Raw genomic sequence first — 25,132 nt, 5'->3', positions numbered from 1 at the left:
CCCATGCGTGCCAAAACCGCATCAGAAATCCGGTAATTCGAAAAAGCGCACCTGTGCGTGCCTGCCCGGTGCGGTAGTCGGTCACGGCAGCGACTTCTGACCGCGCAGATTCGATCTGCATGCCGACGGTGACCGGTTCCGTGCGCCGGGGCCTTCCGGCCCCGGCGGACGGACGTCGGCTACCGGTGCGCTGCCAGGAACGGCAGGACGACGTCGGCCATCTCGTCGGGTACTTCCTCCGCGAGGTCGTGGCCCGCGTCGAAGACGTGTCCGGTGACGTGGTGGGCCACGAGCCGTGCCTGGGACTCGTTGCGTTCGCCGATGAAGGCGGAGCCGCCGAGCGCCAGGACCGGGATGTCCAGCTTCTGCTGTGCGGCCTGCCGGTTCTGTCCGGCGTCGGTGAGCATCGCCCGGTAGACGGCGAGCATCGCGCGGATGCCGCCGGGCATGGAGTAGCAGCGCACGTACTCCTCGATCGCGTCGGGGGTGGCGGTGTCGGGGTGGCTGCGCTCGTTCTTGATCATGTAGGTGATCAGTTCGCGTTCGTGCCCGGCGATCAGCATCTCGGGAACGTCGGGCTGGAAGTAGAAGCCCAGGTGCCACAGGTGCATGCCACTGGAGACGTTCTCGGGGGTGAGGGCCGTGTGGTCCTCGAAGCCGAAGCCGGGGAACAGGGCCTCGGCGAAGACCAGGGCGGTGGCGTGGTCGCGGTGGCGGGCGGCGAGCTGGTAGCCGATCACCGCTCCCCAGTCCTCGCCGATCACGGCGTAGGTCTCGTGTCCGAGGCGGGCCATCAGTTCGGCGATGTCGTCGCTCATCGTCGCGGAGTCGTAGCCGTCCGCGGGGCGGGCGGAGTCGCCGAGACCGCGCAGGTCGGGCACGACGACGGTGTGGTGGGGCGTCAGCTTCGGGACGAGGTGGCGCCAGTGGTAGCCGGTCTTGGGCACGCCGTGCAGCAGCACCACGGCGGGGCCGGACCCGGCCGTCCGGTAGTGCAGACTCGTTCCGTTGACGGCGGCACGGCCGGTGCGCAGGGGCGTTGTGGTGTGGTCGTACATCATCACGTGGATGCTTCCTTTTCTTTATCGAGCGTTACAGATTCGGGGCATGAGAAAGGACCGGCCGAGGCCGCGGGACCACTCAGTCGAGAGCGGACAGCGCGACCTCCACGAGGGGTTCGAGAGCGGGCGCGTCCGGTGTGATCTTCGAGGAGACCAGCAGCCCGTTGAGGAAGGTGACCAGGAACGCGGCGACCGTGTGCGGGTCGTGCCGGGCCGCGATCTCGCCCCGCTCCATCGCGACCCGCAGCACCTCGGTCAACGCCTCCCGGCTCGCGTCCTGCATGTCGCGCACGATGCGCCGGGTCGCCGCGTCCCGAGGCAGCCGCTCGCAGACGGCGTTGACGGCCAGACAGCCCTGGCCGCCGCTGCTGACGGCGATGCGGATCCGCCCCGTCAGCAGCGCACGGATCGCCGCGCGGGCGTCCGCCCCCTCCTCCAGACTGCGCAGGGCGTCCGCCGCGAGGGTGGTGCGGTAGTGCTCCAGCGCGGCCCGGTACAGGCCATCCTTGTCGCCGAACGCGGCGTACAGGGACCCCTGCCCGATCCCCAGGTGCTGGGTCAGGTCGCGCACCGAGGTCGCCTCGTAGCCGCGCGTCCAGAACAGTTCCATGGCGCGGCTCACGGCCGCCTCGGTATCGAACTCCCGGGTCCTTGCCATGGCCCCACCGTAACCTAACTGGATCGCTCGTTCAAGAAAGAGGCGCCGGCCTGATCACGCGCTGACTCGCGGGCCGGCCCCACACCTACTCGTCGGTGTCCGGGTCGCGCAGCGGGCGCAGGCCATGCCCGGGGCCGCTGGAGCAGGAAACCCGTACGGAGCGCCGCGGTCGATCCGGCATCGCGTGCGGGTTTCTGGGAGGTGCGGCAGTATGTGCCGCTCAGGGAGTGAGGCGTCATCCCGGAGAAACGGGGCCAGGCCGCCAACCGGGCCAGCAGCGCAATGCGGGGTGGCCTTCGGTCGACGTCCAGGTGAACCCGCAACCCGGACAAACCCGTCTCCTGCCACAGCCGCGTAACAGCGACCGCACGGGGGACAACTCCCGCCCCGCCCCGCCGGTCGAAGCTGGTGCGTCGCACACCTGCGCCGCGGCGGAACCGGTGCCGCCCGGCGCGACTCCTCCAGTGCCCACCGAAGTTGGAGTTGACCCGTGCCCAGGAAGCCCCTGCCGACGCGGCTTGCCGCCACCGCCGCGCTCCTGCTCACCGCAGGCGCCCTGTCCGCGCCCGCTGCCTCAGCGAAGTCCTCGGACGCCTCTCCCGGCGACGCCTACACGCTGACCGTGAGCACCAACCCGACCAGCACCGACTACGACAACCGCAACGTCGACGTCACCGGCACCGTCACCAAGGCCGACGGCACCCCGGCGCCCAACATCCCCGTCACCGTCCAGGAGGTCGTTCGCTTCACCACCTGGAATCCGTGGGGCGACCCGATCGACCCCACCTACTACGAGCCGCGCGACCTGGGCACGCCGGTCACCGACGCCAACGGGAAGTTCACCATCCCCGACGTCGACATCGACCACGTGACCGGCAGCAGCCTGCTCAACGTCCAGCACGGGGTGCAGATCACGGCCTTCTACGACGAGGACGGCGACCTCAACACCCCGCAGGACGGCTACTACACGGACGCCACCGTGGCCGCCAACGCCAAGTCCAGCTCCGTCAGTTACCGGGTCAACAAGAACAAGGTGAAGGCGGGCGACATCCTCACCGTCCAGGGCAAGGTCACCCTCCCCAAAGGGGTCGAGCCCGGGGGCACCGAGGTCTTCCTCCAGACCTACTGGGAGCAGGAGTACCACGTGAAGACCACCGCCGAGGACGACGGCTTCTTCGTGCTGTCCGTGCGCGTCTCGCGCGAGGACGACACGTTCGAGCTGCGTACGGCTCCGACGGACCTGTACGTGGCGGGCGCGGACCAGCCGCTCCCGATCACCAACACCTTGCTCCCTCGCACGTAGCTCTCCGGACGGGGGGTTCGGGCCCGAGGGAAAGGAGCCCGTGCGTCCCGGCGACGGGTCACCTTCCCCCGCGCCAGCGGGGGCGCCCCTTGCGCTGGTGCGCGCCCTGCGAGGCTGCGGGGCCGCTCGGTCAGGGCGGAGGCGAGTTGGGATGCGCATCCTGGGCGCGGGAGGCGCATCCGGCCTGTGACCGGTCCATGCGCGGTTCATCTGGCTGGACAGCGGAGGCCGCGGTCGGTGTCGGTGAAGAGCTGCTCGATGCTTTGGCGCGCTCATTGGGGATCTGGGCGGCTTGGTGCGAGTCCGGTCCTCGGGCCGCATCAGGTGGTCGCTGCTGATGGTGAGGAAGTCCGGTGGCCGGCCCCCAACAGGTGCGCACACAGGGCCGGCAGGTGCCGACCTGCGCCTCCCTGGCCCGCCACGGCGCCTGCGCTTACCTCCGGACACGTGGTGATGCCATCGGCGCGGCTATTCGAACCGTGCTGTGTCGCCTGCCCCTCGGCGTACGATCTCTGCTTCGCCGCCGGAGAAGTCGATGACCGTGGTGGGCTCGGTTCCGCAGTCACCTGAGTCGACCACGACATCAACCACGTGGTCGAGCTGTTCCTTGATCTCCCAGCCCTGCGTCATCGGCTCGTCCTCGCCGGGGAGGAGCAGGGTGCTGGAAAGGAGTGGCTCACCGAGGTCAGCGAGCAAGGCCTGGGTGATGACATGGTCCGGAATGCGGACTCCGACTGTCTTTTTCTTCGGGTGCAGGAGTCGGCGCGGCACTTCCTTCGTGGCGGGAAGGATGAAGGTGTAGCTGCCGGGCGTCGCTGCTTTGACCGCACGGAACACGTCTTTGTCGATGTGCACGAACTGACCCAGCTGCGCGAAGTCCTGGCACACCAGAGTGAAGTGGTGCCGCTCGTCAAGATTCCGGATCGACCGGATCCGGTCCATGCCCTCACGATTGCCCAGCTGGCACCCGAGCGCGAAGCAGGAGTCCGTCGGATAGGCGACGAGCGCGCCGGAGCGGATCCTGTCCGTCACATTGCTGATGATGCGCTGCTGAGGGTTATCGGGGTGCACGTCGAAATACTTCGCCATCTATCGAGCTTACGTGATCAGGGCGGGACTGCTCAGGCGGTCCGGACCGCCGACGGGTACATCGGTGCACAGGCGGTGGCGCGAAGAGTCTTTGCAGGCTCCCCTGAGCGGTGGACACGCTGGATGGATCAGCCGAGCCAGGGCACCAGGCGTGCCGGAGACGGACGCGGCCTGGCGTCGCCTGGTGGTCGGTAACGGCCATCACCGGCCCCGCACGGTGACCACCGCCGTAAGTCCGTCGAGGTCGCGGCCCTGCCCGCCCAGGCTCGCCGGCGCGCAATCACCGGAGCCCACCTCGTCGCCCTCGTCCGCGCTGGCGCGAGGTTCGGAAGCGGGGTCCTGGTTGAGCGTGAGGAGACCGCAGCCTGCGTTGTCGACCGTGCCGGAAGCGGACGCCGCTCGACGCCGGTCCAGATGCGGGCCGGCCATGCGGACGGTGCTTTCTAGGCCGGCTCGCCGAGGTCGCGCGCCATCCAGCCGGGTGTGTCGAAGCGGATGGCCGAAGTGCCGACCAGCGCTGAAAGGTGCGCCTCCAGGCTCTCGAGCTCGGCGGCGCCGATCTGCCGTTCCCATCGGTCGCGCAACTCGTCGAAGACCGCCTCACCTTGGCGCAGTACGTCGAAACCCAGGTCGGTGACCTGGATGCGCTTACGGCGGGCGTCGAGGGGATCCGTGTCGCGGGTCACGTATCCGCGCTCCTGTAGCACCGCGATCGTCTTCGCCGCCGCCTGCTTGGAGACCGACATGCGGCGGCCGAGCTCGGAGGCGTTGTCGGCGCCCGCGGCGATGGCGCGCATGGCGAAGTCGTGGACGGGGCGCACATCCTCGTAGCCGCGCCGGGCCAGCTCGTCGACCGCGGCGTCCACCAGTGAGCGGAAGCCTTCCAGCAGAAGCAGCGCGAGATCGGCGCCGGAGCGAGACATGGCAGGAGGGTACGGCAACCGGCTGGACATCGACAACCAGGTTGCCTACTGTTCCGACAACCAGGTTGTCGAACTGAGGGGCGTAGCGATGAGCACCACACCAGCCGGGGCCACGCTTGAGGGAATCACCCACCACCACGTCGAGGTCAACGGGACCACGCTGCACTACGTGGCGGCGGGAACCAGTGGAACCCCGATCCTGCTGGTCCACGGATTCCCCGAGACATGGTGGGCTTTCCACAAACTCATCCCGCTGCTCGCGGAGCACCACCGCGTCTTCGCCGTCGATCTGCGCGGCTTCGGCGACTCCGACAACGCACCGGGCGCGTACGACAGCGCCACCTCGGCCGAAGACCTGCACCGTCTGATCGAACACCTCGACATCGGCCCGGTCCACCTCACCGGACAGGACATCAGCGGGGCGAGCGTCTTCCGCCTCGCGACCAACCACCCGCAGGACGTGCTCAGCCTCACCGCGATCGAGATGGGACTGCCCGGGTTCGGCCTGGAGGCGCTGGCCGACATCACCCACGGCGGCACCTGGCACATCGGCGTTCTCGCCGCGCCCGGCATCCCCGAGTTGCTGCTGGCCGGCCGCGAGCGCGAATTCCTGGGACAGTTCGCCTTCCCGGCCATGAGCGCGACCCCGGGAGCGATCACTGACGCCGACATCGACGAGTTCGCCCGCGCCTACGCGCGGCCCGATGGCTGGCGCGGAGCGATCGGCCTCTACCAGTCGATGCTGCGCGAGGGCTCCGAGATCAAAGCCCTGGCCGACACTCCGGGCTTGATCGTGCCCGTACTCGCGGTCGGAGCCGGCGGAGGCCCCTTCACCCTCGCCACCATGACCAACGCCGCGGCGAGCCAGGTCAGCTCGGTGACCCTCGACGGCGTCGGCCATTACGCCGCCATGGAGGCTCCAGCCGAACTGGCGAAGGCCATCCTCGACTTCACCGGACGCATCGACACAGCCTGACCGTCCGACGCCCTGCTGCCCCGCGGGTCCCGCAGGCTTCTGCCGGTCAGCTGCTCGATCTGCCGGTCTCGGACCGGTCGGCCCTGACCCCACCTCCCAGCGCAAGGAACGCGTCCGCATCCGCAGCGAGGAAGCCCTCCGCTGGGGCGGACGCCTCCTCGCAGCCGCAGCCTGGCCAACCCGGCAAACCGATGCAGTCGCCGTACTAGCCGCTGATGTGGATGAGGGCGGTGCGTTGTGCCCCGACCAGGAGGAGGCAGGAATGCCCCTCGCCGTCCAGGACCGATTCCAGGGGAAAGTTCTTGGCGTAGGCGAGAACGGGTGGGACTCCGGGCGACCCGGTGATCTCGGTGACGATCGTCTCGAAGAGCTCGCGAGCGAGCCAGGAGACGAGCTCATCGCCGGGGATCTCGGGCGTTGTGGAATCGAACTCCCACACCAGGGTCTGGGCCCGAGCCACTGCGACCATGTTCAGCTCGGACTCTGTCAGCGCGGCTTTCAGGGAGGCGGCGTCCAGCGCCCACAGGACGTCATCGGTTTCCTGGTCGCTCTCCTCTGCGATGAGCCAGTGTTCGTCTCCGGCCCAGCCCGCGCGGAAGGCGGTGTCGGGGTCGACGACGTCGAGGTCGATGTCATGGGTTCCGAAGGTCACCTCGAAGGTCACCGCGTCGGTGTTGTTGATCCACAGGAATTCGCTGAGCAGTGCCGTGACGCAGGCGATCTGGTACTCGGACGCATCGTTCGCGGCCGGGGCGACCGCAGCGGGGGCCAGTGCCAGACGCGTTGTCCTCTTGCCAGAGCGCACCAGCAGGTGCAGCTCATCGTCCAGCGCGGGGCCGCACGGCTCGGCGGCCACCGTGATCCGCAGCAGGTCCGTACCGTCTGCCGCCAGGCAACCGGCCAGGTATCCGGCGAGCGCCCGGCCTCGCCGGTCCAGGCCGTCGGATCCCGACTCCAATGCCTCGATGAGCAACGCGAACGCCTGCTCCGCACCGGCGTCCGGCAGGCCCCAAGAGGCGTGCAGGGGGCCGGCGGACGTCTCGTCCGGGTCTTCGATGTCGAACCGCTCGACAGCCACCGGATGGCGCCGCCCGTCAGGGCCACCGAACGTCAACGGGAACGCCCCGTAGTCCGACACCTTGGCCAGGGAGGGCGCGGCGGTCCACTCTTCCTCGCAGGACGGCGGGGCTTCGCCGCAGACGACCGCCAGGCGCCATCGCGGTAGCCACAGCGCGAACAGGTGCTCGATGGCTTTGAACAGGCCGATGTGGTGCCGCTCCGCCTTCATCAACGTCCATCCCCCGAGATCCGCGCTTGTGATGACAGCAGAGCCTATCGGGAGCGGTTAGCGACCACTAACGAAGCCACGGGACTCGTGATCGTGAGCGGCCGCACGCAAAATGGTTCGTAAGGCTGCCGTGCTGGTCGTGGACGGCGCCCTGGTCCCCACCCGTGAACACACCGTCGCCGAGCAGTCGAAGAACTACCGGTACTCCACCCACCACCGGGTCGTCATCGAGGCCGACACCCGGCTCGTTGTTGCTGTGGGCCGGCCACTGTCCGGCAACCGCAACGACTGCAAGGCGTGGAAACTGTCCGGCCCGAAGGACATCGTCGGCGGAACGAACTACCGCGCAGGTCATCCAGCACGCAAGTGATCATTTACTGGACAGCGCTTACTCGCCGACGGCTCCGTCTATCGCTTCGCGCAGTAGGTCGGCGTGGCCGTTGTGCCGCGCATACTCCTCGATCATGTGGGTGAGGACGTAGCGGAGCGAGATGGTCACGCCGCCGCAGTTGACGGTGTCGTCGAGGGAAGCGAAGGAAGAAGCGACTGCGCGGGCACGGACGCACTCCTCGCGCCAGACTCCGAACGCCTCGTCCACGTCGGCGTCCTCGACGTGGAAATCGGCGAACGTGCCGTCGACCTCGCCAGGCCAAAGCGACCTGACGTCCTCGGCGTTCAGAGCGAAGCGGAACCAGCTTCGCTCGACGGAGGCCGCGTGGCGTACCAGGCCCAAAAGTGTGAGCTCTGAGGTCGGGATCGCCTTCTGTTTCAGCTGCTCGCCGGTCAGCCCCTGGCACTTCATGGCCAGGGTGGCCCGCTGGTAGTCGAGGAACGAGGTGAGCGACGCACGGTCGTCGGCCACCTTCGAGGGGGGTATGCGCTGGTCATTGGTCACCAAACGATGATGGCAAGGGCCCCTCCCGCAGGCCACCCTCGTGCCAAGAGCCTGGTACCAACGCCCAGCTATCCCCGGTGCTGTTGAGACCCGGAGGTCGGTCGCGGGACAACCTTTGGCTGACCGGACCTCGGAGGAGCGCCGGAACTGGCGGCGCGGCGATCAGGGGGGACTCGGGCGTCGGCGGCACCCGATGTGGCCCCGGCGATGCGGTCGCGGTCCCCGATACCGTCACCGCGGCTTCCCTCGCCAACTGGCTCCGGTGTGACCGGCCGGCAGGCCCTCCGGCAGACGTTCTTGAAGCGCATGCGCCCTCCACCCGCTACGGTCTCCGGGTGACCGAACTTCAGACCTTGCGTGCCACCCGTGAGTCCTACGACGCCATCGCACACACCTACGCCCAGCTGTTCAACGACTCCTTGCGCGACCGTCCCCTGGAGCGGGCCCTGCTGAGCGCCTTCGCGGAGCTGGTGCGGGCGGACGGCGACGGCGAGGTCGCGGACCTCGGCTGCGGGCCGGGGTACGTCACAGCTCACTTGCGCGGGCTGGGCCTGAACGCCTTCGGCGTCGACGCCTCCCCGGTGATGGTCGAACTCGCTCGCGAGGCGAACCCCGGACTGCGGTTCGAGGTCGGCTCGATGGCCGCGCTGGACATCGAGGACGGCACGCTGGGCGGGGTGCTCTCGCGGTGGTCCGTCATCCACACCCCGCCGCAGGACGTTCCCGTCGTCCTGGCCGAGATCGCCCGGGTCCTGGCTCCCGGCGGGCACCTGTTGATCGGCTTCCCCGCCACCGACGGCCCCCACCAGGAGACGCAGGCCTACGACCATGCGGTGACAACGGCCTACCGCTGGTGCCCCGACCGTCTCGCCGCGCTCCTGCGTGAGCACGGATTGGCTGAGGCAGCCCGTACGGTGATCGAGCCGAAGCCCACCGACCAGCGGCAGTTCCAAGAGGTCCAGCTCCTCGCCCGCAAGGCGTAGACCTCGGTCCCGAGGTCGCCGGTGCTCCTCGACCGTGACAACCCCCATGCCCGCCGCCCGCCGTCGACCGACAGGGCGATCCCGGTGACGTAGGACGCGGCGTCCGAGCAGAGCAAGGCCCCGGCCAGGTTGACGTGGACCACGCGCTCGAACTCATGCCTCCCCGCCGGCCGGCGGTCAGCTGAGGGGTACGACGATGCCGTTGCCGTGCTTGCCCGTCTCCGCCTCGTCCAGCAGCAGCGCGGCCAGCGTGGTGCGGGAGATCCTGGGCGGCAGCAGCGGTCGCCGCAGCTCCGCCAGCGGCACGGTGCGGCGGGTGGGGCTGAGGGGGCCGTCCGTGACGTCCGGGGCGTGGAACACCGTGGCGCCGGCGTTCAGGGCGATGTCGTCGGCCTCGGCCTTCTCGGCCAGTTCCGAGCCGACGAACATCCGCATCACCCCCGCGTAGATCAGCCCGCCGGACCGGCTCGACACGCCCGAGCCCAGTGCTCCGAGCCACACTGTGCGGACGTTCGCCGCGGCGAGCCTCCTGGCCCCGGCGACCAGCGCGCCTGGGCCGTCGCCCTTGCCGATGCCGATGGCCGAGATGGCCACGTCGACGTCGGTCAGGTCGGGAAAGCTCTGCGGGGCGGTGACGTCGGTCTGCCGGATCTCGACCTGACGCGGCGCGGGCACGGTGACCTTGGCCGGTGTGCGGACCAGGGCCACGACCTCGTGTCCGCGCTCCAGCGCCTGGTCGACGAGCGTGCCGCCGGTGCGGCCCGAGGCTCCGAGTACTGCGATGCGCATGATCATCGTTCCTTAACTGAACAACTGTTGGTGACTTGAGTAAACAACCGTTGGTTAGCAATGTCAAAGGGCGAGCTACCTGTAGGGTGAACATCTGTCGCTGAGCCATTCACACTGGTCGGAAGGGGGGCGAAGGTGTCGCCTCAGGAGCGGTCCGCTCCCCGGCGCCGTAATCCGCGCGGGCAGGGACAGGTGCTCAAGGCCCAGCTCGTGGACGCCGCGGCCAAGCTGCTGGCCACCCTCGATCAACCGGAGACGCTGACGCTCCGGCAGGTCGCGCGTGAGGTCGGCGTGGCGCCGGCCAGTATCTACAGCCACTTCCCCGACCTGAGCGCACTGATCCAGCACGTGCTGCGGCTGCGCTATGAGGAACTGGCCCGGCTGATGGACGAGGCCGCGCAGCCCACCGCGAGCCCACTGGCCGACCTCGTCGCCCGGTGCGCGGCCTACGTGCGCTGGGGAGTCGACCAGCCCGGCCACTACCGCACCCTCTTCGGCGGCCGGATGCCTGCCGACCTCGTCCCTGGCGCGGCCCACGGTGCCGGGGCCGAGCTGCTCGGCGCCGTCGTCGCCTCCTTGGCGGCCGCGGCCACCGGGGAGCGGAAGCGGTCCGCGGCGGATCAGCGGTGGCAGGCCGGACTCATGCTCTGGACCGCCCTGCACGGTCTGGTCAGCCTCTACAACGACCACGGCGCCATCGCCTGGCCGCCCTTGGACGACCTGATCACCGATCTGATCAGTGTGCACACCGGCCGGCCGGCGGCCGAGATCGCGGCCCTGCTGACCCAGTGCCAGGGGTGATGCGAGCCTGCCGGTCTTCGAGGCGCGCAGGGCTGCGGCACGGGCCTGCCCAGCCGGTTTCCGCCTCTGAGGGCGGACCTGGCGCCGCACCGGTGACCGGTGGGGCGGCCATGCGTCCCACCCGGCCCTGGCGCGACCGTTTCGCGCTGGTCAGATGCCCAGCACGCGCCGGGCGTTGAGATGGGCGATCTTCTCCTTCACCTCGGGCGAAAGGTCGCACTTCTCGATCGAGGCCACCGCTTCGGCGGTGGACTCGTACGGGTAGTCGATCGCGAACATGACCGCGTCGGCCCCGATGGTCAGCACGGCGGCCTGCACGGCCTCCGGGGCCAGTACCCCGCTCGTGGTGATCAGGATGTTGCTCCCGAAATACTGTGACGGCATCCGCTCAAGCGGCGCGTCGACCTGGAGCGAGCGGTAGCGCGAGTCGAAGCGGGAGCGCTGGAACGGCAGGAATTCGCCGAGGTGCCCGAGGATCAGGGTCGCACCGGGGTGCCGGTCGAACACTCCGCCATAGATCAGCCGCATGGCGTGGCCGCCGGTTTCCGCCTGCCAACTCCAGCTGGCCCCGTACATCTCGGGCCGCCCGCGCATCACGTGCCAGTCGTCCTGGGGCAGTGAGCCGGGGTGGAGGTACAACGGCACACGCAGCTCCTCCAGTGCGCTCCACAGCTCCCCGTACGCGCGATCGTCCAGGTACCGGCCCTGCGTGTGGTCGTTGACCAGCGCTCCCCGGAAGCCGAGCTGCTCCACGCAGCGTTCGAGCTCGGTCACGGCGGCGGCGGGGTCCTGTAGGGGCAGGGCGGCGAACCCCATGAAGCGGGTCGGGTGGCGGGCGATGGTCCGGGCCAGGTGGTCGTTGGCGAACCGGGCGTTGTCGACGGCGCCGGCGTCGGTGTCGGCCTGGATGCCGGGGACGCTCAGCGACAGGACCTGGATGTCGATGCCGTGCGCGTCCATCTCGGGAAGACGGTGCTCCTCGAAGTCGGCCAGGCGGCGCCAGCAGTCCTTGGCGTACTGGTCGCTGACCCGGATCTTCTGGGGTGTCGAGGGCTGGCGCGCGAACAGCTCCGGGATGATGAACGCTTCTTCCAGCGCGATGTAGGTCATGGCAGGGCTCCTTCGGCAGGTGTCCTTGTGTGTTGGCGGGGGCGGCGCCGCGCGGTCAGCCGTTCGGCGACCGGGGCGTAACGGAGCCGGCAGCGGGGCCGTTGCGCATGCGGTGGGCGGCGCCGGTACGGGCGTACCAGTCGATGAGCTCGGGTCGGTCGACGCTGCCGGGGTCGGCCACGGTGTGCGGGGGGTCTCCGCGCAGCAGACGTTTCACGGGAACTTCGAGTTTCTTGCCGGTGCGGGTGTGCGGTATGCCGGGGGCCTGGATGATCTCGTCGGGGACGTGGCGGGGGGAAGCGCCGTGGCGTATGGCGTCGCGGATCTTCTCGCGCAGCGCGTCATCGAGGTCGGTGCCGTCGGTGGTGGTGACGAACAGCGGCATCCAGTAGCCGCCGCCGTCCTGCTCGACCCCGACGACGAGGGCTTCCGCGATCTCCTCGAGCCGCTCCACCGGGCCGTAGATGTCGCTGCTTCCCATGCGTACGCCGTGGCGGTTCAGCGTCGCGTCGGACCGGCCGTGCATGATCACCGAGCCGTGGCCGGTGATGGTGATCCAGTCACCGTGCCGCCATACCCCGGGGTAGACGTCGAAGTAGGCGCCGCGGTAGCGCGAGCCGTCCGGATCGTCCCAGAAGTACAGCGGCATCGACGGCATCGGCCGGAGCACCACCAGCTCTCCCACCTCGCCCCGCACCGGCCTGCCGTCCGGGCCGAACGCTTCCACGGCCACGCCCAGGCAGGGGGCGGACAGCTCACCGGCCCGGACCGGTGTGGTGGGTGCGGCGCCGAGGAACGCGGTGACCACGTCGGTGCCGCCGCTGGTGCACACCACCTGCGTCCGGGGCCCGAGCTCGCCGGCGACCCAGTGCTGCAGGTCGGCGGGGAACGCCGAGCCGGTGACCCCCAGGCGCTCGAGCGAGGCCGGGTGGTGGTCGGCGAGCCGCACACCGGCCGTGCGGCAGGCCGCCAGGTAGCCGGGGCTGGTGCCCAGGACGTTCACCTCCAGGCGGGCCGCGAGCCGCCAGAGCGCGTCGGTGGCGGGATACGTCGGGCTGCCCTCGTAACAGACGGCTGTGGCGCCCAGCAGCAGGCCGGCCACCAGGACGTTCCACATCATCCAGCTCGGTGTGGTGTGCCACAGCAAGCGGTCCCCGGCGCGCAGGCCCAGGTGCAGGCCCAGGTTCTTGAGCTGCTCGAGCACGACTCCGCCGTGCCCGTGCACGATGCCCTTCGGCCGTCCCGTCGTGCCCGAGGAGAACACGACCCACAGCGGATGGTCGAACGGGACGGGTACGGGGGCCAGTTCGGCGTCGTGCGCGGTGAGCGCGGACCACGGGAGGGCACCGGGCACCGCCGGTGTCCCGTCTCCCACCACGATGGTCGCCGTGAGGGTCGGCAGTGCGTCGCGCAGGGCCTGCACATCGGCGCGGCGGTCGATGTGCTTCCCGCCGTGGCGGCAGTCGGTCGCGGCGATCAGCACGGTCGGGCGGAGCTGGGCGAACCGCGCCTCGGCCGCGGCGGCGGTGTAGTCCTGCCCGCACACCGCCCAGGTCGCGCCCAGGCTCGCGGTGGCGAGGAAGGCCACGATGGCCTGCGCGCCGTTGGGCAGGTATCCCACCACCCGGTCACCCCTGCGCACGCCGAGTTCGGTGAGCGCCTGCGCGAGTGAGGCGACGTCACGGCGCAGTTCATCCCAGGTGATGGCCACCGGGCCGGTGTCCTCGGTCACCGTGATGACGGCGGTGTCGGTGCCGGTCCGGTCGCGGAAGACTTCGGCCGTGTAGTTCAGCGTGCTGCCGGGAAACCACACGCTTCCCGGCAGCGCCTCGGCCGCGAGCGCGGGCCCCGCCGGGCGCTCGGGCAGGCGGAAGTAGTCCCACACCGCGGCCCAGAAGCCGTTCACGTCGTCGACCGACCACGCCCACAGCGCGTGGTAGTCACCGCTCAGGTCCGATCCGGCGCGCCGCGCGGCGAACCGCGCGAAGTCGGTGATCCGGGCGCGCTCGACGGCCTGTGGTGTCGGGGTCCAGTCCGGCCGCTGTGTGCTCACCCGGCGTTCCCCGCCTTCGTGGTCTCCAGCAGCGCGACCGTCGTGCGCACCGCCTTCGCGGCCATGGCCTCGCCCAGCGGGAGGCCCTGGGTGTCGGCGAGGGTGACGAACAGCCGGTTCCCGCCGTCGCCGCAGCACGCGATCGGCAGCAGCCTCCCGGTGTCCACCGAGGTGACCAGCTCGTTCTCCCGGACCAGGGCGAGGGTGTGCCCGGTCGTGGTGGCCACCCAGACGCCGTCCCGTGTCGCCCAGATCCCGTCCGGCCGGGCATCACCGCCGACCAGGTGGGCGAGGTCGGCGTAGGTGCGCCGGTTGGTCAGCGTCCCGTCGTCGGCGACGGTGAAGGCGGTCAGCCGTTGCCGGGTGGTCTCGGCGACGAGCAGGGTGCGGCCGTCGTCGACGAAGGCCAGGCCATTGGGGAACTCGACGTCTTCGGCGGCCACGCCTACCGATCCGTCCGCGGCGACGCGCACCAGCCGGCCCGGCCTCGGCGGCTCACCGGCGTGCGCGGCGAAGCCGACATCGTCCACGTACAGGTTGCCGTGCGGGTCGCCGACCATGTCGCCGAGCGGACCGGTGGCCACCGCGCTCAGGTCCGCGTAGGGGGCGAACCGCTCACCGGTCCACACGCCGATGCGCCGCTCATGCATCATGGCGCCGACCAGCCGCCCGTCCGGCAGGAACCACAGGCCGTTGGGGACCGCGTCCAGCGGGATGCCCCGCCAGGGACCGTCGTGGTCGGTCCACAGCTTCCCGCCCTGCGTGTCGGACAGCCACAGCGCACCGCGCTGCCAGCGGGGACCTTCCCCCCACCTCATCCCGGCCGCGTACGTCTTCACACGCCCACCTCCTGTATCGATGCCGTCCGCGCCAGGTCGCGGGTGGCCTGCTCCAGTTCCGCGGTGTCGGCGGCCAGCGCGAAGGTGTAACGGTCCGGACGGATGATCGCCGCGGCCGCCGAGTGGGCGGCCAGCCAGCGGTCGACGGCCGGTCCGGTCTCCGGGACGACCACCACGCCGAGCCGATGCCACATCTGCCGCACCTCCTCGGACACGGCGGAGGTCACCTCCGGGCTCCCCACAACGGTGAAGCCGTAACCGCTCACATCGTCCAGCCGCTCCCCGTTCACACCGCGCGGCTGCGGGCTCAGCTGTCCGGTGGCGGCGCCGGGCTGGGCGACCAGGCCCGGTGCCAGCGGCGGCCGGAACCTCTTGACCGTCTGCGTTCCGTTCGGCTCGGGAACCGCGCCCGTACCGAGCGCTTCGATCAGATTGGACTGCCGGGCGGATTCCTCGATGTAGGGGCGCACGTGCGGGGCGCGCTCACTTTCGTAGGTATCGAGCAGCGCTGAGGGGCTCTCGCCCTTCACGACGGCGGCGAGCTTCCACGCCAGGTTCGCGGCGTCGCGCATCCCGGAGCACATGCCCTGGCCGAGCATGGGCGGCATCTGGTGGGCGGCGTCGCCGGCGAGCAGCAGGCGGCCGGACCGCCAGCCGTGCACGAGCCGGGCGTGCCACTGGTAGGTGTCGGTGCGCATGATCCGGTAGCTGCCCGGTTCCAGCCAGCGGCCCAGCAGGCCGTACACCGACCGCGGTTGTTCCAGCTGTGCGGCGTCGTCCTCGTCGAGCAGCATGAACTCGAAGCGGAGCATCGGCGGGAAGATCGGCAGGTAGGTCACCGGCCGCTTCCCCCGGCACAGGATGAATCCGCTGTCCGCTGGGAGCTGTGCGGGGTGTTCGAAGGGGTGGACGTCGATGATGAGGGAGCGCTGAGTGCCGTGGAGGTCCTCGACCTCGGCGTTCATCGCCTGCCGGACGAAGGAGTTGGCGCCGTCCGAGCCGACGGCGTAGCCGGCCGTGAGAGTGGTTTCGGCTCCGGTCGACCGGTCGAGCAGCGTCAGCCGCACCGCTGTGTCCGTCTGCTCGATCGCGCTGACCGTCCAGCCGAACCAGAGGTCCACGTTCGCGTCGGCCGCGAGCAGGCCCCGCAGCCGCGACTCGAAGTCCGGCTGGTGGAACTGGTAGTCGGTGCGCCACCCCTGGTCCGACTCCTCCTCGGACAGCGTCTGCTGGAGGAAGGGCTGCCCGTCCTCCCGGTGCAGTGTCCAGGCGGTCTGGCGCAGGAACCGTTGTTCCATGTCCTGCGCGCCGAGGGTCTGCAGCAGGCGCATGATCTCGTCGTCGAGATGGGTGGCGCGCGGATGATGGCAGACGAGCCGGTTGGGATCGATGGCGGCGACCCGCAGACCCTTCATCGCCAGCAGCCGTGCGAGGGTCAGCCCCACCGGGCCGCAGCCGACGACGGCGACGTCGTAGGTGTTCATGATGTGCTTTCTCAAGGTGTGTGTCCGGCCGTCGGCTCCTTGGCGCGCGGCGAAGGAGCGGAACGGCCCTGATGGAGGAGTGCTCGTCCGCCGGCGGCCAGGGTGAGGACCGCACCGAGGACGGCGGGGACGGCGAAGGAGACGAAGTTCCACCGGGGTTGGAGGCCGGCCGCGAGGATCCAGCCGCCGAGCGTCGGGCCGGCGATGGCGCCGAGGCGGCCCACACCGAGCGCGACGCCCACCGCGCCGGCCCTCATGGTCACCGGGTAGGAACGCGCGATGTACACGTTGATCAGTCCCTGGACCCCGACCGCGCCGCAGCCGCCGATGACCACGATGGCGTAGAGCACCGGCAGCGGAAGCCGGGCGCTCATGGCGATGATCGCAGCGGCTCCGAGGAGGAAACAGGCCGTGATCGGCCCGCGTGATCCGGCACGGTCGGCCAGCAGCGCCATGGCGAGCCCGCCGACGGTGGCGCCGAGGTTCAGCAGGACGAGGAAGGTCTGTGAGTCCTGCAACGGATAGTCCGCGGTCTGCATCAGCTGCGGCAGCCAGGTGTTCACGCCGAAGATGAGCAGGAACGACAGGGCCGCCATGGCGCAGAACATCACGGTGGTGCCGAGGTAGGGCGGCTTGAGCACGAGCCACCCACCGCGGCTGTCAGGGACCGGGGCCGACGCGCTGACCGCCCGGTGGTACTCCGCGGACTCGGGCAGCCAGGCGAAGGCCATGGGCAGCAGAAGCAGACCGGCGATGCCGCCGACCAGGTACTCCAGATGAAAGCTGCGCCCGGTCAGCGCGGTATTGGCGACAAGGGCCGCGAACGAACCGCCGACGGCGGTCCCGCACTGCACGATCCCCGAGAACAGGTTCTTCCGTCGGGCCGGGGCGAGTTCGAAGATCAGTGGGCTCATCGCCGGATAGATCGCACCGACACCGAGCCCGACGACGAATCGGCCCGCGCCGAACAGCGGCGGAATCGGGGCCACGGCGCAGGCGAACATCCCGGCGCTGACCACCCCGATACTGATCAGCGTCGTGCGGCGCCGGCCGAACCGGTCGGTGAACTGGCCGACCAGCAAGGAGCCGATGAGCATGCCGATGGGGGTGAGGCTGCCGAGCAGGCCGACGAAGGCGACGGAGAGGTGCCAGGGACGGTAGTCCAGCAGCAGGGGTGTCGTCGCGCCGAAGGCGACAAGGTCGAAACCCTCCAGTGTCATCACGGCCAGGCCGACGGCCAGCGCGGTGCCGGCCGGCGACGAACCCCCCGGGGACGATCGGCCGCCCCGGCGGGCGAACGCTGGTGTGCTCAATGTTCCGACTCCGATCTTGGCGCTCTCACCCGTCGCGGCCAGTGACCGCGGCGCTGCGGGAGAGGGCGGAGGTACCTCTGTGCGGTGTGCCGACGGCGCATCGGCTGGGGGAGGGGCGGTGTGGGCCTCATCCGGGTGGAGCGGGCAGGGCGGCCGTGTCCGGTGCGGCGGGGCCGTGTGCCTCGCCGCATCTGCACGGTGTCGGGGACCCTCAGACGTTGGCCGTGTGGGCGCCGGTCATCAGCGCGGCCAAGTCCTCGGGGGCGAGGAACGACGGCGGGGGCGGAGGCCCCCAGGTGTAGAGCGCCTGCATGCCCTCGAACGAGCGCGGCGTCCACAGCTGGTCGTCGACGATGCAGTCCATGTCGGCGTAGTACTCGCTGAAGTTGCCGGCCGGGTCCTTCAGGTACCAGAAGAAGTTCGACCCGATGTGGTGGCGGCCGAGTCCCCACACATGGCGTTCCGGGTGCTCGGCGAGCATGCGCGTGGCGCCCCGGCCCACCTCGTCGACATCCGTCACCTGCCACGAGGTGTGGTGCAGGAAGTTCAGCGGCGCCTGCTGCACCAGGACGTTGTGGTGGTCGGTGGAGCAGCGCAGGAACGCGGCCGTGCCGGGGACGACGTCGCTGACCTTGAAGCCGAGCCCGTCGGTGAAGAACCGCTGGGTCGACTCCTGCTCCACCGAGCCGATGACGACGTGGCCCAGGGCCAGGGGCCGGACCGGGCCGGTGCGGGAGAGTACGGGCGCCCGGGTGCCGGCGCGGTCCGGGCGTCCGGGGCCGTTGTACGGGGTGGCCGCGACGGTGGCCCGGGTCAGCCGGGGTGCGACACGGACCTCGACCGAGATACCGGCGATGGGTTCCCTGGTGCGCAGGGTGCCGGCGTCGCGTTCGCACGGCAGGTGGAGCCGGTCCAGGTTCGCGGCGATCCGGTCCAGGTCGTCGCCGTCGTCGGCGGCGACCGCCATCCCCAGCAGCCGCCGGGTGGGGGAGTGCTCGAGGAAGAACTGCTCACCGCCCTCGACGGTGGCGAACCTCCCGGGTGCCACCTGCTCGAGTCCGAAGTCGGCGTAGTAGTCGGCCGCCCCGGCCACATCCGGCACTCCGACGGTGAGTGACTGAAGCCTGTGCAATGCCATGGGGTGCCCTCCTCTCAGGCGGCGACGCAGGTCTGCCGGAGCTGTCCGATGCCCTCGATACGGGTGACGACCTCGTCTCCCGGCCGCAGGTAGCGCTGGGGGGTGCGGGCGTGTCCGACGCCTGAGGGGGTGCCGGTGAAGATCAGGTCGCCCGGCAGCAGCGGGCACACCGCGGACAGCCGGGCGATCAGTTCCGGGACGGGGAAGACCATCGAAGAGGTCCGGGACTTCTGGACGCTCTCCCCGTTGACGAGGCACTCGATCGCCAGATCGTCCGGATCGGCGAACTCGTCGGGGGTGACCAGCACCGGGCCGGTCGGCGCGAATCCGGGGAAGGACTTGCCGAGCGAGAACTGCGGCACGGGGCCCACGGACTGCACCCCGCGCTCGGAGTAGTCCTGGCCCACGGTCAGCCCGGCCACGTAGGACCAGGCGTCCTTGGGCGCGACGTGCTCCGCCCGGCGCCCCATCACCACCACCAACTCGGCTTCCCAGTCGACGCGGCCGCCGGGCAGCCGCAGCCGCGTGTCCGGGCCGGTGAGGGCCGTGGCGAACTTGGTGAAGACCGACGGGGACTCGGGCAACGCCAGGCCGGCTTCCTCGGCATGGTCGCGGTAGTTCAGCCCGATCGCGAACACCTGCCGCGGTGTCGGCGAGACACCGCCGTCCGGCCCCGCCGGCGGCTGGACACCCGTGGGCTCCAGTCCGGCGGCCCAGGACCGGAACGCGTCCCACTCCTCGAACACGGTCAGCGGATCAGCCGGGAACCGGCCCGCACTGGCCTGCTCGACATCGATCACCGCCTCTCCGGTCACCAGGCACATCCGTCCTGCTCTGGTCGTCGTCCGCATAGCGCGCCGCCTCCGGTCTTCCTGTTTCTGGATGACTGGAGTCAACGCCCCCCTCAGTCGACACGTCAATGAAATCTCGAGATTTTTTGAAAATATCTAGGCGCGCTAGAATCTGCGACATGGCGACTACCAGCTCCATGACACGTGCCGAGGAGATCTACCAGCGGCTGCGCGCGGACATCCTCAACGGACGGCACGAACCCGGTTCACGTCTGCGCGTGGAGGCGTTGAAGGAGACGTACGGCGCCAGCAGCGGGGTGCTGCGGGAGGCGCTGCCCCGGCTGGTCGGCCAGGGACTGGCGACCTTCGCGCCGCAGCAGGGGTTCCGGGTCGTCACCGTCTCACCCGAGCGCCTGGAGGAGCTGACCGAGGCCCGCGTGTTCATCGAGACCCACCTCGTCCGGGAGTCCGTCACCGCCGGCACCATCGAATGGGAATCCGATCTGCTCGCCGCACACCACCACCTCGCCCGCGTTCCCTTCCTCGACGACGCCGGCGAAATCAACGAACGCTGGCTGAACGCCCACGCCCGCTTCCACCGCGTCCTGCTGGAGGGATGCCCCAACCGGCAGCTGCGGGACATCGCCACACAGCTGCGCGAGGTGGCGGAGGTCTACCGCTGCTGGGCCCGCACACCGACCGAGCACAGCGACCGCGATATCGCGGCAGAACACAAGACCATCTGCGATCGCGCCATCGAACGGGACGTATCCGGCGTCGCCGAGGCGCTCAGCCGGCACATCAACAGCACCACGCACCTGCTGCTCGACGCCTACGGGCGGCGCGAGGAGGAAAGCGAGCAGCGCCGCGGCCCCTCCTCCGCGTGAGGACCGGGCCCGGAGTACGGGAGCCCGGCGCACCGGCCGGCTGACCTGCCGACCTTCCTGCTGAGGGCGATCGCCTCCCTCGCCCCGGGTGCTGGGGGCAGAACCGTGGTGAGGTACGTCGCGTGAACCGGGCCACCACCGTGTCTCCGGCCGCCGCGGACGGTTCGGTGGGGGGCTGATGCGCTGGGCGGGCAGCTACCAGGCGGTGCCGGCCACGCGTGGTGAGCCATGGGTTCGTGGGGACGCGGCCGGTGTTCTGAGCGGGCCGCGTGCGCCGATGTCCCGCTGGTCGGGGTCCACGCCCGGCTCCTGGCGCGGTTGTCGGGGTCTGGGCACGCCGCACTACCGGCGGCCTGGGGAGCCCCCGTCCGGACGCCGCCGCCCGGGTACCCCCGCCCGTACAGGCAGGGGTACCCGGGCGGAGAGTGACCCGGTGTGGCCGGGGGTCGGTCACGGGTGGAGGGCTTCGCGCAGGGCGCGTACCTGGTCCGCCAGGCTGCGCTCGCTGATCCGGGCGTTCGGGAACAGCAGGTCGTATCCGTGCACGGCGCCGGGGACCTGGACCAGTTCGGTGGTGACCCCGGCGGCGCTGAGGCGGTCGGCGTAGTCGCGGCCTTCGTCGCGCAGCGGGTCGACCTCCGCTACGGCGATGTAGGTGGGCGGCAGTCCGCCGAGGTCGGCGGCGCGGAGGGGGGAGGCGTACGGTGCGGGGTGGCTCTCTTGCGCGTAGTACCGCCAGGCCAGCTCCAGCGCGGCCCGGTTGAGGACGGGGGTGTCGGTGAACTCCCGCGCCGAGGCGCTCGTCACGCTGCCGTCCACGGTCGGGTAGGTCAGCGACTGGAAGACCACGTGCGGTCCTTCGAGGTCGCGGGCGCGCAGCACGGTGGAGGCCGCGATGTTCCCGCCGGCGCTTCCTCCCGCCACGGCGATGCGTTCCCGGTCCCCGCCGATCTGCGCCGCGTTGGCGGCGATCCAGGTCAGGGCCGCGTAGGCGTCGTCGGCCGCGGCCGGATAGGGATGCTCGGGCGCGAGGCGGTAGTCGACGGAGACGACGACGGCCCGCGCGTCCCTGGCGTACCGCAGGGAGCGCTCCTCCTCGGCCTCGGGGGAACCGTAGGTGAAGGCACCGCCGTGCACGTAGAGGATCATCGGCAGGTCCTCGTGGATTTCGGGCCGGTAGACGCGCAGCCGCAGCTGCCCTCCGGGACCCGGTACGAACAGGTTCTGGACCTTCACCCGCTCGTCAACGGGGGTGTCGGGGAGGTCCCGCAGTAGCGCGTACCGCGCGGGGTCGGCGAGGACGGTGTCCAGGCCGTGTACGGGGAAGACCCCGGTGTCGGCGGTGTCGAGCAGCGTGTGGATCTCGGGATCGACGGGAGGGACGGACATCGGCGGGCTGCCGCCTTTCAGGTAGTCGGAGTGCGGAACCGGCTTCAGTCTCTGCCCCTCACGAGCACCACAGAAGTGGCCCGAGGGCCATCATGTGCAACTATTGGGCCATGGCAGTTGCGGCTCCTCATCACGTGACGGTTCTCGCCCTCGCACCGGTGGTGGGCTTCGACCTGAGCATCCCGGCCCAGATGCTGGCCGCGGTCGAAACCCGCGCGGGGAGCGCGGCCTACGAGGTGCGGACCGTCACACCGGACGGCTCCGCGGTGCCGACGGTGAGCGGGTACGGCGTCACTCCCCAGGGCGACCTGTCCCTGCTGGAACACGCCGACACCGTGATCGTCGCCGGTACCCGCTGCCCGGACGTGCTCGAGGACGGCACGGTGGACTCCTCTGTCGCGGAGGCGTTGCGTGCGGCCCGGCGTCGCGCTCGGATGGTGTCCCTGTGCACCGGGTCGTTCGTTCTCGCGGCCGCCGGCCTGCTGGAGGGATACCGGGCCGCGACACACTGGCGCTACGCCGAGCAGTTCAGGCGGCTCTTCCCGTCCGTTGACCTGGACACCAATCCGCTGTACGTCGCCGACCGCGGGATCCTGACCTCGGCCGGCGGCGCGGCGGCCATCGATCTGTGCCTGCATCTGGTCCGGGAGGACCACGGCAGCTCCGTGGCGAACCGAGTGGCTCGGTACAACGTCGTGGCGCCCATGAGGGAAGGAGGGCAGGCGCAGTACATCGATCGCCCCGTCACGGAGGACGCCGGAACCTCGACAGCCCGAGCGCGGACACTGATGACCGAGCACCTGGGCAGACAGCTCTCGCTCAAAGAGCTCGCGGCCCACTGCCACATGAGCGTGCGGACCTTCACCAGGCGGTTCCGGCAGGAGACCGGTTGCTCCCCGGCCGAATGGCTCGCCTCCGTCCGCTTGAAACACGCACGCCACCTGCTGGAATCGACAGAACTGCCCGTGGACGACATCGCCGCCCGGACCGGCATGGGCAGCGGCACGAACCTGCGACAGCACATGCGCACCACCCTGGACACCACCCCGTCCGCCTACCGGAAGGCATTCCGCTCGGCCACCACTGCCGGCACATCGCCCCGCCCCTGACCCGGCCGCAACTGTGACCTTCGAGCGCTGCGGTTGCGGATGTGCCCCCGCAACGACTCAAGGCGAGCCTGCCACGGGTACGCTCCGGAGACTGGCGGGTCCGATGGTGTGGCGTGTGATACCGCTCAGCGCGGGGGACCGGCTGCTCCGAGAGGCTGCCGGGGCGCGGGCGGTGTGCTGGTGTTCCGGTCGGGCCTCGCTCGGTGCGAGGCCCCACGACGGGATCAGACAGTGAGGACGAGCTTGCCCTGGAGGTGGCCGCCGTCGAGCAGCCGGTGCGCGTCGGCGACGCGCTCGAACGGGAACGTCTGCTGCACGTGGACCCGGAGCCTGCCCTGTTCGACGAGTTCGACAAGACCGCGCAGGGCGACCGGATCGGGGTCGACCGCGATGCCGCTGAAGCGCCTGCCGGCCGCCTCGTACGTGGCGGCCAGCTCCGAATCCTGCATGGCGACCGCCGTCACCAGGTGCCCACCTGGGCGGAGCACGTCGAGCGACCGCTCGGCGGTGTCGCCGCCGATCGTGTCGAGCACGACGTCGATGTCACGGACCGCCTCGGTGAAGTCGACCGCCGTGTAGTCGATCACCTCGTCGGCGCCGAACCCCTCGACGAACTTCCGCTTGCTCCCGCCGGCGGTCGCGATCACATGCGCGCCGAGCGCTTTCGCGATCTGGATCGCGACGTGGCCGATTCCGCCACCACCGCCGTGCACCAGGACGCGATCGCCCTCGGTCACGCCGCCGAGGTCAACGAGGCCCTGCCACGCCGTCAGCCCGACGACCGGCAGCGCCGACGCCTCGACGTGCGAGAGCGACGCCGGCTTGCGCGCCAGGTGCAACGCCGGCGCAGCCACGACCTCGGCGTACGCGCTCGCCGCCCGCGGGAACAGCGGCATTCCGAACACCTCGTCACCGGGCCTGAACCGCCACGTCTGCGGCGCCTCCTCGACCACGCCGCTGATGTCCCAGCCGAGGACGAACGGCGGCTGGCCGATCAGCGGGGGGAACTCGCCGGCGCGTATGAGCGCCTCCAGCGGGTTCAGCCCGATCGCCTTGACGCGGACGAGAACCTCGGTCGGGAGGGGCTGGGGCTCGGGCGCGTCCACGATGGTGAGCACCTCGGGACCGCCGAGCGTGTGTTGGGTGATGACTCGCATGACTCTCCTGGTTTTGGAGGGGGAGAGAACCCAGGCTATGTTTCCGATAGGAACCGGCAGGTACCTTTGGCGCCATGAGCGGTTTCGGTCCCGGTGATGTCTTTCTCGCCGACTGTCCGGCGCGTCTGGCGGTCGAGCTGATCGCCGACAAGTGGACGGTGGTCGTGCTCTACGGCCTCAGCGAGGGACCGGTGCGCCATGGCGAACTGATCGAGCTGATCGGCGGCATCTCCCGCAAGATGCTCACCCAGACGCTCCGGCGGCTCGAGGCGCACGGACTCGTCCGCCGCCACGCCTACGCCGAGGTGCCGCCCCGCGTCGAGTACGAGCTCACCCCGCTCGGGGCGACGCTGATCGATCCGATCCACGTGCTGACCGAGTGGGCGAGGGCGAACGGCGACGCAGTGCTCGACGCGCTCGACGCCGATCCCGAGCCGGTCGCCCATGGCGACTGAGGCCCCCGCCGGGGCGCTGCGTCCCCTCTGGGCGAGCACCGTCCGGGGCGAGCATCGTCCGGGACGCGGACTGGAGTTGGCGCGCCGACGACCTGACCGCCCGGACCGAAACGCACCGGAGGACACCGTCGTCCTCATCGCCGAGGCGAGGCACTTTCTGCAGGGCGTCCGCTTAACCCAGGAGCCGACCGTTCGGACACGCGCGTGCTTCGACGCGTGCCATGCGCCCAGTTCGTCGAGGAAGCGGTCCACCGTCAGCAGCGAGGTATCCTCGACCGGATCCGAACGCCCCACGCCGAGCTGGTCGTACCAGACGACCTCGCGCTCCTGGGCGAGTGGCGCGAAGCGTCGAACAGCAGGTCACTCGGGTAACCCGGCGCGGGCAGTTCGCCATCGGGGACCGTGCCCTGGAGATCGAGCCGATCAGGGAGCCGGGCGGCCACAACGCGGTGGACCCGGAGTAGCAGCGCGGGCACCGCTCGCTGACGCTCTCGCCTGCGCCGCGTATCCCGGCCACATTCACGTTGGCCCTGGCCGGCAGTCTTGCTCGCAGAGCGGAGCGCGAAGTGTCTGCGGTGCTCTCCAACACCGCTTGGGCGGGGCCCAGTCAGGGAATCTGACTGGGCCCCGGTATGCGTACG

The 25,132-nt window shown here is 70.3% G+C and carries 25 protein-coding genes and 2 pseudogenes; 9 read left to right on the top strand and 18 right to left on the bottom strand.

What is annotated here, in order from left to right; all coding sequences use genetic code 11:
• Window positions 1-179 precede the first annotated feature (179 nt).
• Both PS467_RS01155 and PS467_RS01150 read right to left on the bottom strand, forming a co-directional pair.
• On the bottom strand, window positions 180-1,061 hold the full coding sequence (locus PS467_RS01155; protein WP_311039738.1) for an alpha/beta fold hydrolase: 882 nt from the start codon (window positions 1,059-1,061) through the stop codon (window positions 180-182).
• Between the two features lie 79 nt (window positions 1,062-1,140).
• The gene (locus tag PS467_RS01150) at window positions 1,141-1,719 is read right to left on the bottom strand and encodes a TetR/AcrR family transcriptional regulator (protein ID WP_311033515.1); all 579 of its coding nucleotides are present in this window, start codon (window positions 1,717-1,719) and stop codon (window positions 1,141-1,143) included.
• A gap of 490 nt (window positions 1,720-2,209) precedes the next feature.
• On the opposite strand from PS467_RS01150, the gene PS467_RS01145 reads away from it, so the two are divergent.
• Window positions 2,210-3,022 (top strand): transthyretin-like family protein, encoded by an 813-nt coding sequence (locus PS467_RS01145; protein ID WP_311033514.1) that lies wholly within the window; start codon window positions 2,210-2,212, stop codon window positions 3,020-3,022.
• A gap of 468 nt (window positions 3,023-3,490) precedes the next feature.
• On the opposite strand, the gene PS467_RS01140 is transcribed toward PS467_RS01145, so the two are convergent.
• From PS467_RS01140 to PS467_RS01130, 3 genes are all read right to left on the bottom strand, one after another.
• Window positions 3,491-4,111: an L-threonylcarbamoyladenylate synthase gene (locus PS467_RS01140; RefSeq protein WP_311033513.1), complete on the bottom strand. Its 621-nt coding sequence runs from the start codon at window positions 4,109-4,111 to the stop codon at window positions 3,491-3,493.
• Between the two features lie 201 nt (window positions 4,112-4,312).
• Window positions 4,313-4,540 (bottom strand): hypothetical protein, encoded by a 228-nt coding sequence (locus PS467_RS01135; RefSeq protein ID WP_311033512.1) that lies wholly within the window; start codon window positions 4,538-4,540, stop codon window positions 4,313-4,315.
• Window positions 4,541-4,554: 14 nt separating this feature from the next.
• A complete protein-coding gene (locus PS467_RS01130) occupies window positions 4,555-5,034 on the bottom strand; it encodes a MarR family winged helix-turn-helix transcriptional regulator (RefSeq protein WP_268969514.1) in 480 nt (159 codons plus the stop codon).
• On the opposite strand from PS467_RS01130, the gene PS467_RS01125 reads away from it, so the two are divergent.
• A complete protein-coding gene (locus PS467_RS01125; protein ID WP_311033511.1) occupies window positions 5,033-6,010 on the top strand; it encodes an alpha/beta fold hydrolase in 978 nt (325 codons plus the stop codon). The two genes, PS467_RS01130 and PS467_RS01125, sit on opposite strands and share 2 nt — an antisense overlap.
• Before the next feature lie 205 nt (window positions 6,011-6,215).
• Here PS467_RS01125 and PS467_RS01120 read toward each other — a convergent pair whose 3' ends face one another.
• A complete protein-coding gene (locus tag PS467_RS01120; protein WP_311033510.1) occupies window positions 6,216-7,298 on the bottom strand; it encodes a hypothetical protein in 1,083 nt (360 codons plus the stop codon).
• Window positions 7,299-7,419: 121 nt separating this feature from the next.
• Between PS467_RS01120 and PS467_RS01115 the strand changes: the two are divergent.
• Window positions 7,420-7,635, top strand: a pseudogene (locus tag PS467_RS01115) (IS5/IS1182 family transposase); the annotation flags it as partial.
• Window positions 7,636-7,686: 51 nt separating this feature from the next.
• Here PS467_RS01115 and PS467_RS01110 read toward each other — a convergent pair.
• A complete protein-coding gene (locus PS467_RS01110; protein WP_311033509.1) occupies window positions 7,687-8,193 on the bottom strand; it encodes a DinB family protein in 507 nt (168 codons plus the stop codon).
• Window positions 8,194-8,528: 335 nt separating this feature from the next.
• Here PS467_RS01110 and PS467_RS01105 point away from each other — a divergent pair, with 335 nt between their 5' ends.
• Entirely contained in the window at window positions 8,529-9,176 is a 648-nt protein-coding gene (locus PS467_RS01105) for a class I SAM-dependent DNA methyltransferase (RefSeq protein ID WP_311033508.1), read from the top strand.
• A gap of 47 nt (window positions 9,177-9,223) precedes the next feature.
• On the opposite strand, the pseudogene PS467_RS41990 reads toward PS467_RS01105, so the two are convergent.
• Together PS467_RS41990 and PS467_RS01100 are read right to left on the bottom strand one after the other, a co-directional pair.
• Window positions 9,224-9,301, bottom strand: a pseudogene (locus PS467_RS41990) (SDR family NAD(P)-dependent oxidoreductase); the annotation flags it as partial.
• 52 nt (window positions 9,302-9,353) lie between these two features.
• Window positions 9,354-9,965: an NAD(P)-dependent oxidoreductase gene (locus PS467_RS01100; protein WP_311033507.1), complete on the bottom strand. Its 612-nt coding sequence runs from the start codon at window positions 9,963-9,965 to the stop codon at window positions 9,354-9,356.
• A gap of 135 nt (window positions 9,966-10,100) precedes the next feature.
• On the opposite strand from PS467_RS01100, the gene PS467_RS01095 reads away from it, so the two are divergent.
• Complete coding sequence (locus tag PS467_RS01095; RefSeq protein ID WP_311033506.1) at window positions 10,101-10,766, top strand: TetR/AcrR family transcriptional regulator; 666 nt, start codon at window positions 10,101-10,103, stop codon at window positions 10,764-10,766.
• Between the two features lie 150 nt (window positions 10,767-10,916).
• Here PS467_RS01095 and PS467_RS01090 read toward each other — a convergent pair whose 3' ends face one another.
• From PS467_RS01090 to PS467_RS01060, 7 genes are all read right to left on the bottom strand, one after another.
• Complete coding sequence (locus PS467_RS01090) at window positions 10,917-11,876, bottom strand: amidohydrolase family protein (RefSeq protein ID WP_311033505.1); 960 nt, start codon at window positions 11,874-11,876, stop codon at window positions 10,917-10,919.
• A gap of 55 nt (window positions 11,877-11,931) precedes the next feature.
• Complete coding sequence (locus tag PS467_RS01085) at window positions 11,932-13,929, bottom strand: acetoacetate--CoA ligase (protein WP_311033504.1); 1,998 nt, start codon at window positions 13,927-13,929, stop codon at window positions 11,932-11,934.
• Window positions 13,926-14,768 (bottom strand): SMP-30/gluconolactonase/LRE family protein, encoded by an 843-nt coding sequence (locus PS467_RS01080; protein ID WP_311033503.1) that lies wholly within the window; start codon window positions 14,766-14,768, stop codon window positions 13,926-13,928. Before PS467_RS01080 ends, PS467_RS01085 begins: the two co-directional genes overlap by 4 nt.
• Entirely contained in the window at window positions 14,765-16,252 is a 1,488-nt protein-coding gene (locus PS467_RS01075) for a bifunctional 3-(3-hydroxy-phenyl)propionate/3-hydroxycinnamic acid hydroxylase (protein WP_311033502.1), read from the bottom strand. The genes PS467_RS01080 and PS467_RS01075 overlap by 4 nt, the downstream gene beginning before the upstream one ends.
• Window positions 16,253-16,263: 11 nt before the next feature.
• Window positions 16,264-17,565, bottom strand: a complete 1,302-nt coding sequence (locus PS467_RS01070; RefSeq protein WP_311033501.1) for an MFS transporter — start codon at window positions 17,563-17,565, stop codon at window positions 16,264-16,266.
• Window positions 17,566-17,776: 211 nt separating this feature from the next.
• Window positions 17,777-18,703 (bottom strand): VOC family protein, encoded by a 927-nt coding sequence (locus PS467_RS01065; RefSeq protein WP_311033500.1) that lies wholly within the window; start codon window positions 18,701-18,703, stop codon window positions 17,777-17,779.
• A 14-nt stretch (window positions 18,704-18,717) separates the two neighbouring features.
• On the bottom strand, window positions 18,718-19,554 hold the full coding sequence (locus PS467_RS01060) for a fumarylacetoacetate hydrolase family protein (RefSeq protein ID WP_311033499.1): 837 nt from the start codon (window positions 19,552-19,554) through the stop codon (window positions 18,718-18,720).
• A gap of 119 nt (window positions 19,555-19,673) precedes the next feature.
• Here PS467_RS01060 and PS467_RS01055 point away from each other — a divergent pair, with 119 nt between their 5' ends.
• Window positions 19,674-20,381 carry a GntR family transcriptional regulator gene (locus PS467_RS01055; protein ID WP_311033498.1) on the top strand — a complete coding sequence of 236 codons (708 nt, stop codon included), beginning with the start codon at window positions 19,674-19,676 and terminating at the stop codon, window positions 20,379-20,381.
• Window positions 20,382-20,831: 450 nt separating this feature from the next.
• Here the strand turns inward: PS467_RS01055 and PS467_RS01050 are convergent, their stop codons facing one another.
• On the bottom strand, window positions 20,832-21,770 hold the full coding sequence (locus PS467_RS01050) for an alpha/beta hydrolase (RefSeq protein ID WP_311033497.1): 939 nt from the start codon (window positions 21,768-21,770) through the stop codon (window positions 20,832-20,834).
• 92 nt (window positions 21,771-21,862) lie between these two features.
• Between PS467_RS01050 and PS467_RS01045 the strand changes: the two genes are divergently transcribed.
• Window positions 21,863-22,879, top strand: a complete 1,017-nt coding sequence (locus tag PS467_RS01045; protein WP_311033496.1) for a GlxA family transcriptional regulator — start codon at window positions 21,863-21,865, stop codon at window positions 22,877-22,879.
• 224 nt (window positions 22,880-23,103) lie between these two features.
• On the opposite strand, the gene PS467_RS01040 is transcribed toward PS467_RS01045, so the two are convergent.
• Entirely contained in the window at window positions 23,104-24,036 is a 933-nt protein-coding gene (locus PS467_RS01040; RefSeq protein ID WP_311033495.1) for an NADP-dependent oxidoreductase, read from the bottom strand.
• Window positions 24,037-24,110: 74 nt separating this feature from the next.
• Between PS467_RS01040 and PS467_RS01035 the strand changes: the two genes are divergently transcribed.
• Window positions 24,111-24,491, top strand: a complete 381-nt coding sequence (locus PS467_RS01035) for a winged helix-turn-helix transcriptional regulator (RefSeq protein ID WP_311033494.1) — start codon at window positions 24,111-24,113, stop codon at window positions 24,489-24,491.
• 335 nt (window positions 24,492-24,826) lie between these two features.
• Window positions 24,827-24,955, top strand: coding sequence for a hypothetical protein (locus PS467_RS01030; protein ID WP_311033493.1), 129 nt, complete (start codon window positions 24,827-24,829; stop codon window positions 24,953-24,955).
• Window positions 24,956-25,132 lie beyond the last annotated feature (177 nt).

Origin of the sequence: Streptomyces luomodiensis (assembly GCF_031679605.1) — a bacterium.
Classification (GTDB): Bacteria; Actinomycetota; Actinomycetes; order Streptomycetales; family Streptomycetaceae; genus Streptomyces; species Streptomyces luomodiensis.
The sequence above is the reverse complement of the archived record's forward strand: the minus strand, read 5'-3'. Positions and strand labels throughout refer to the sequence as shown.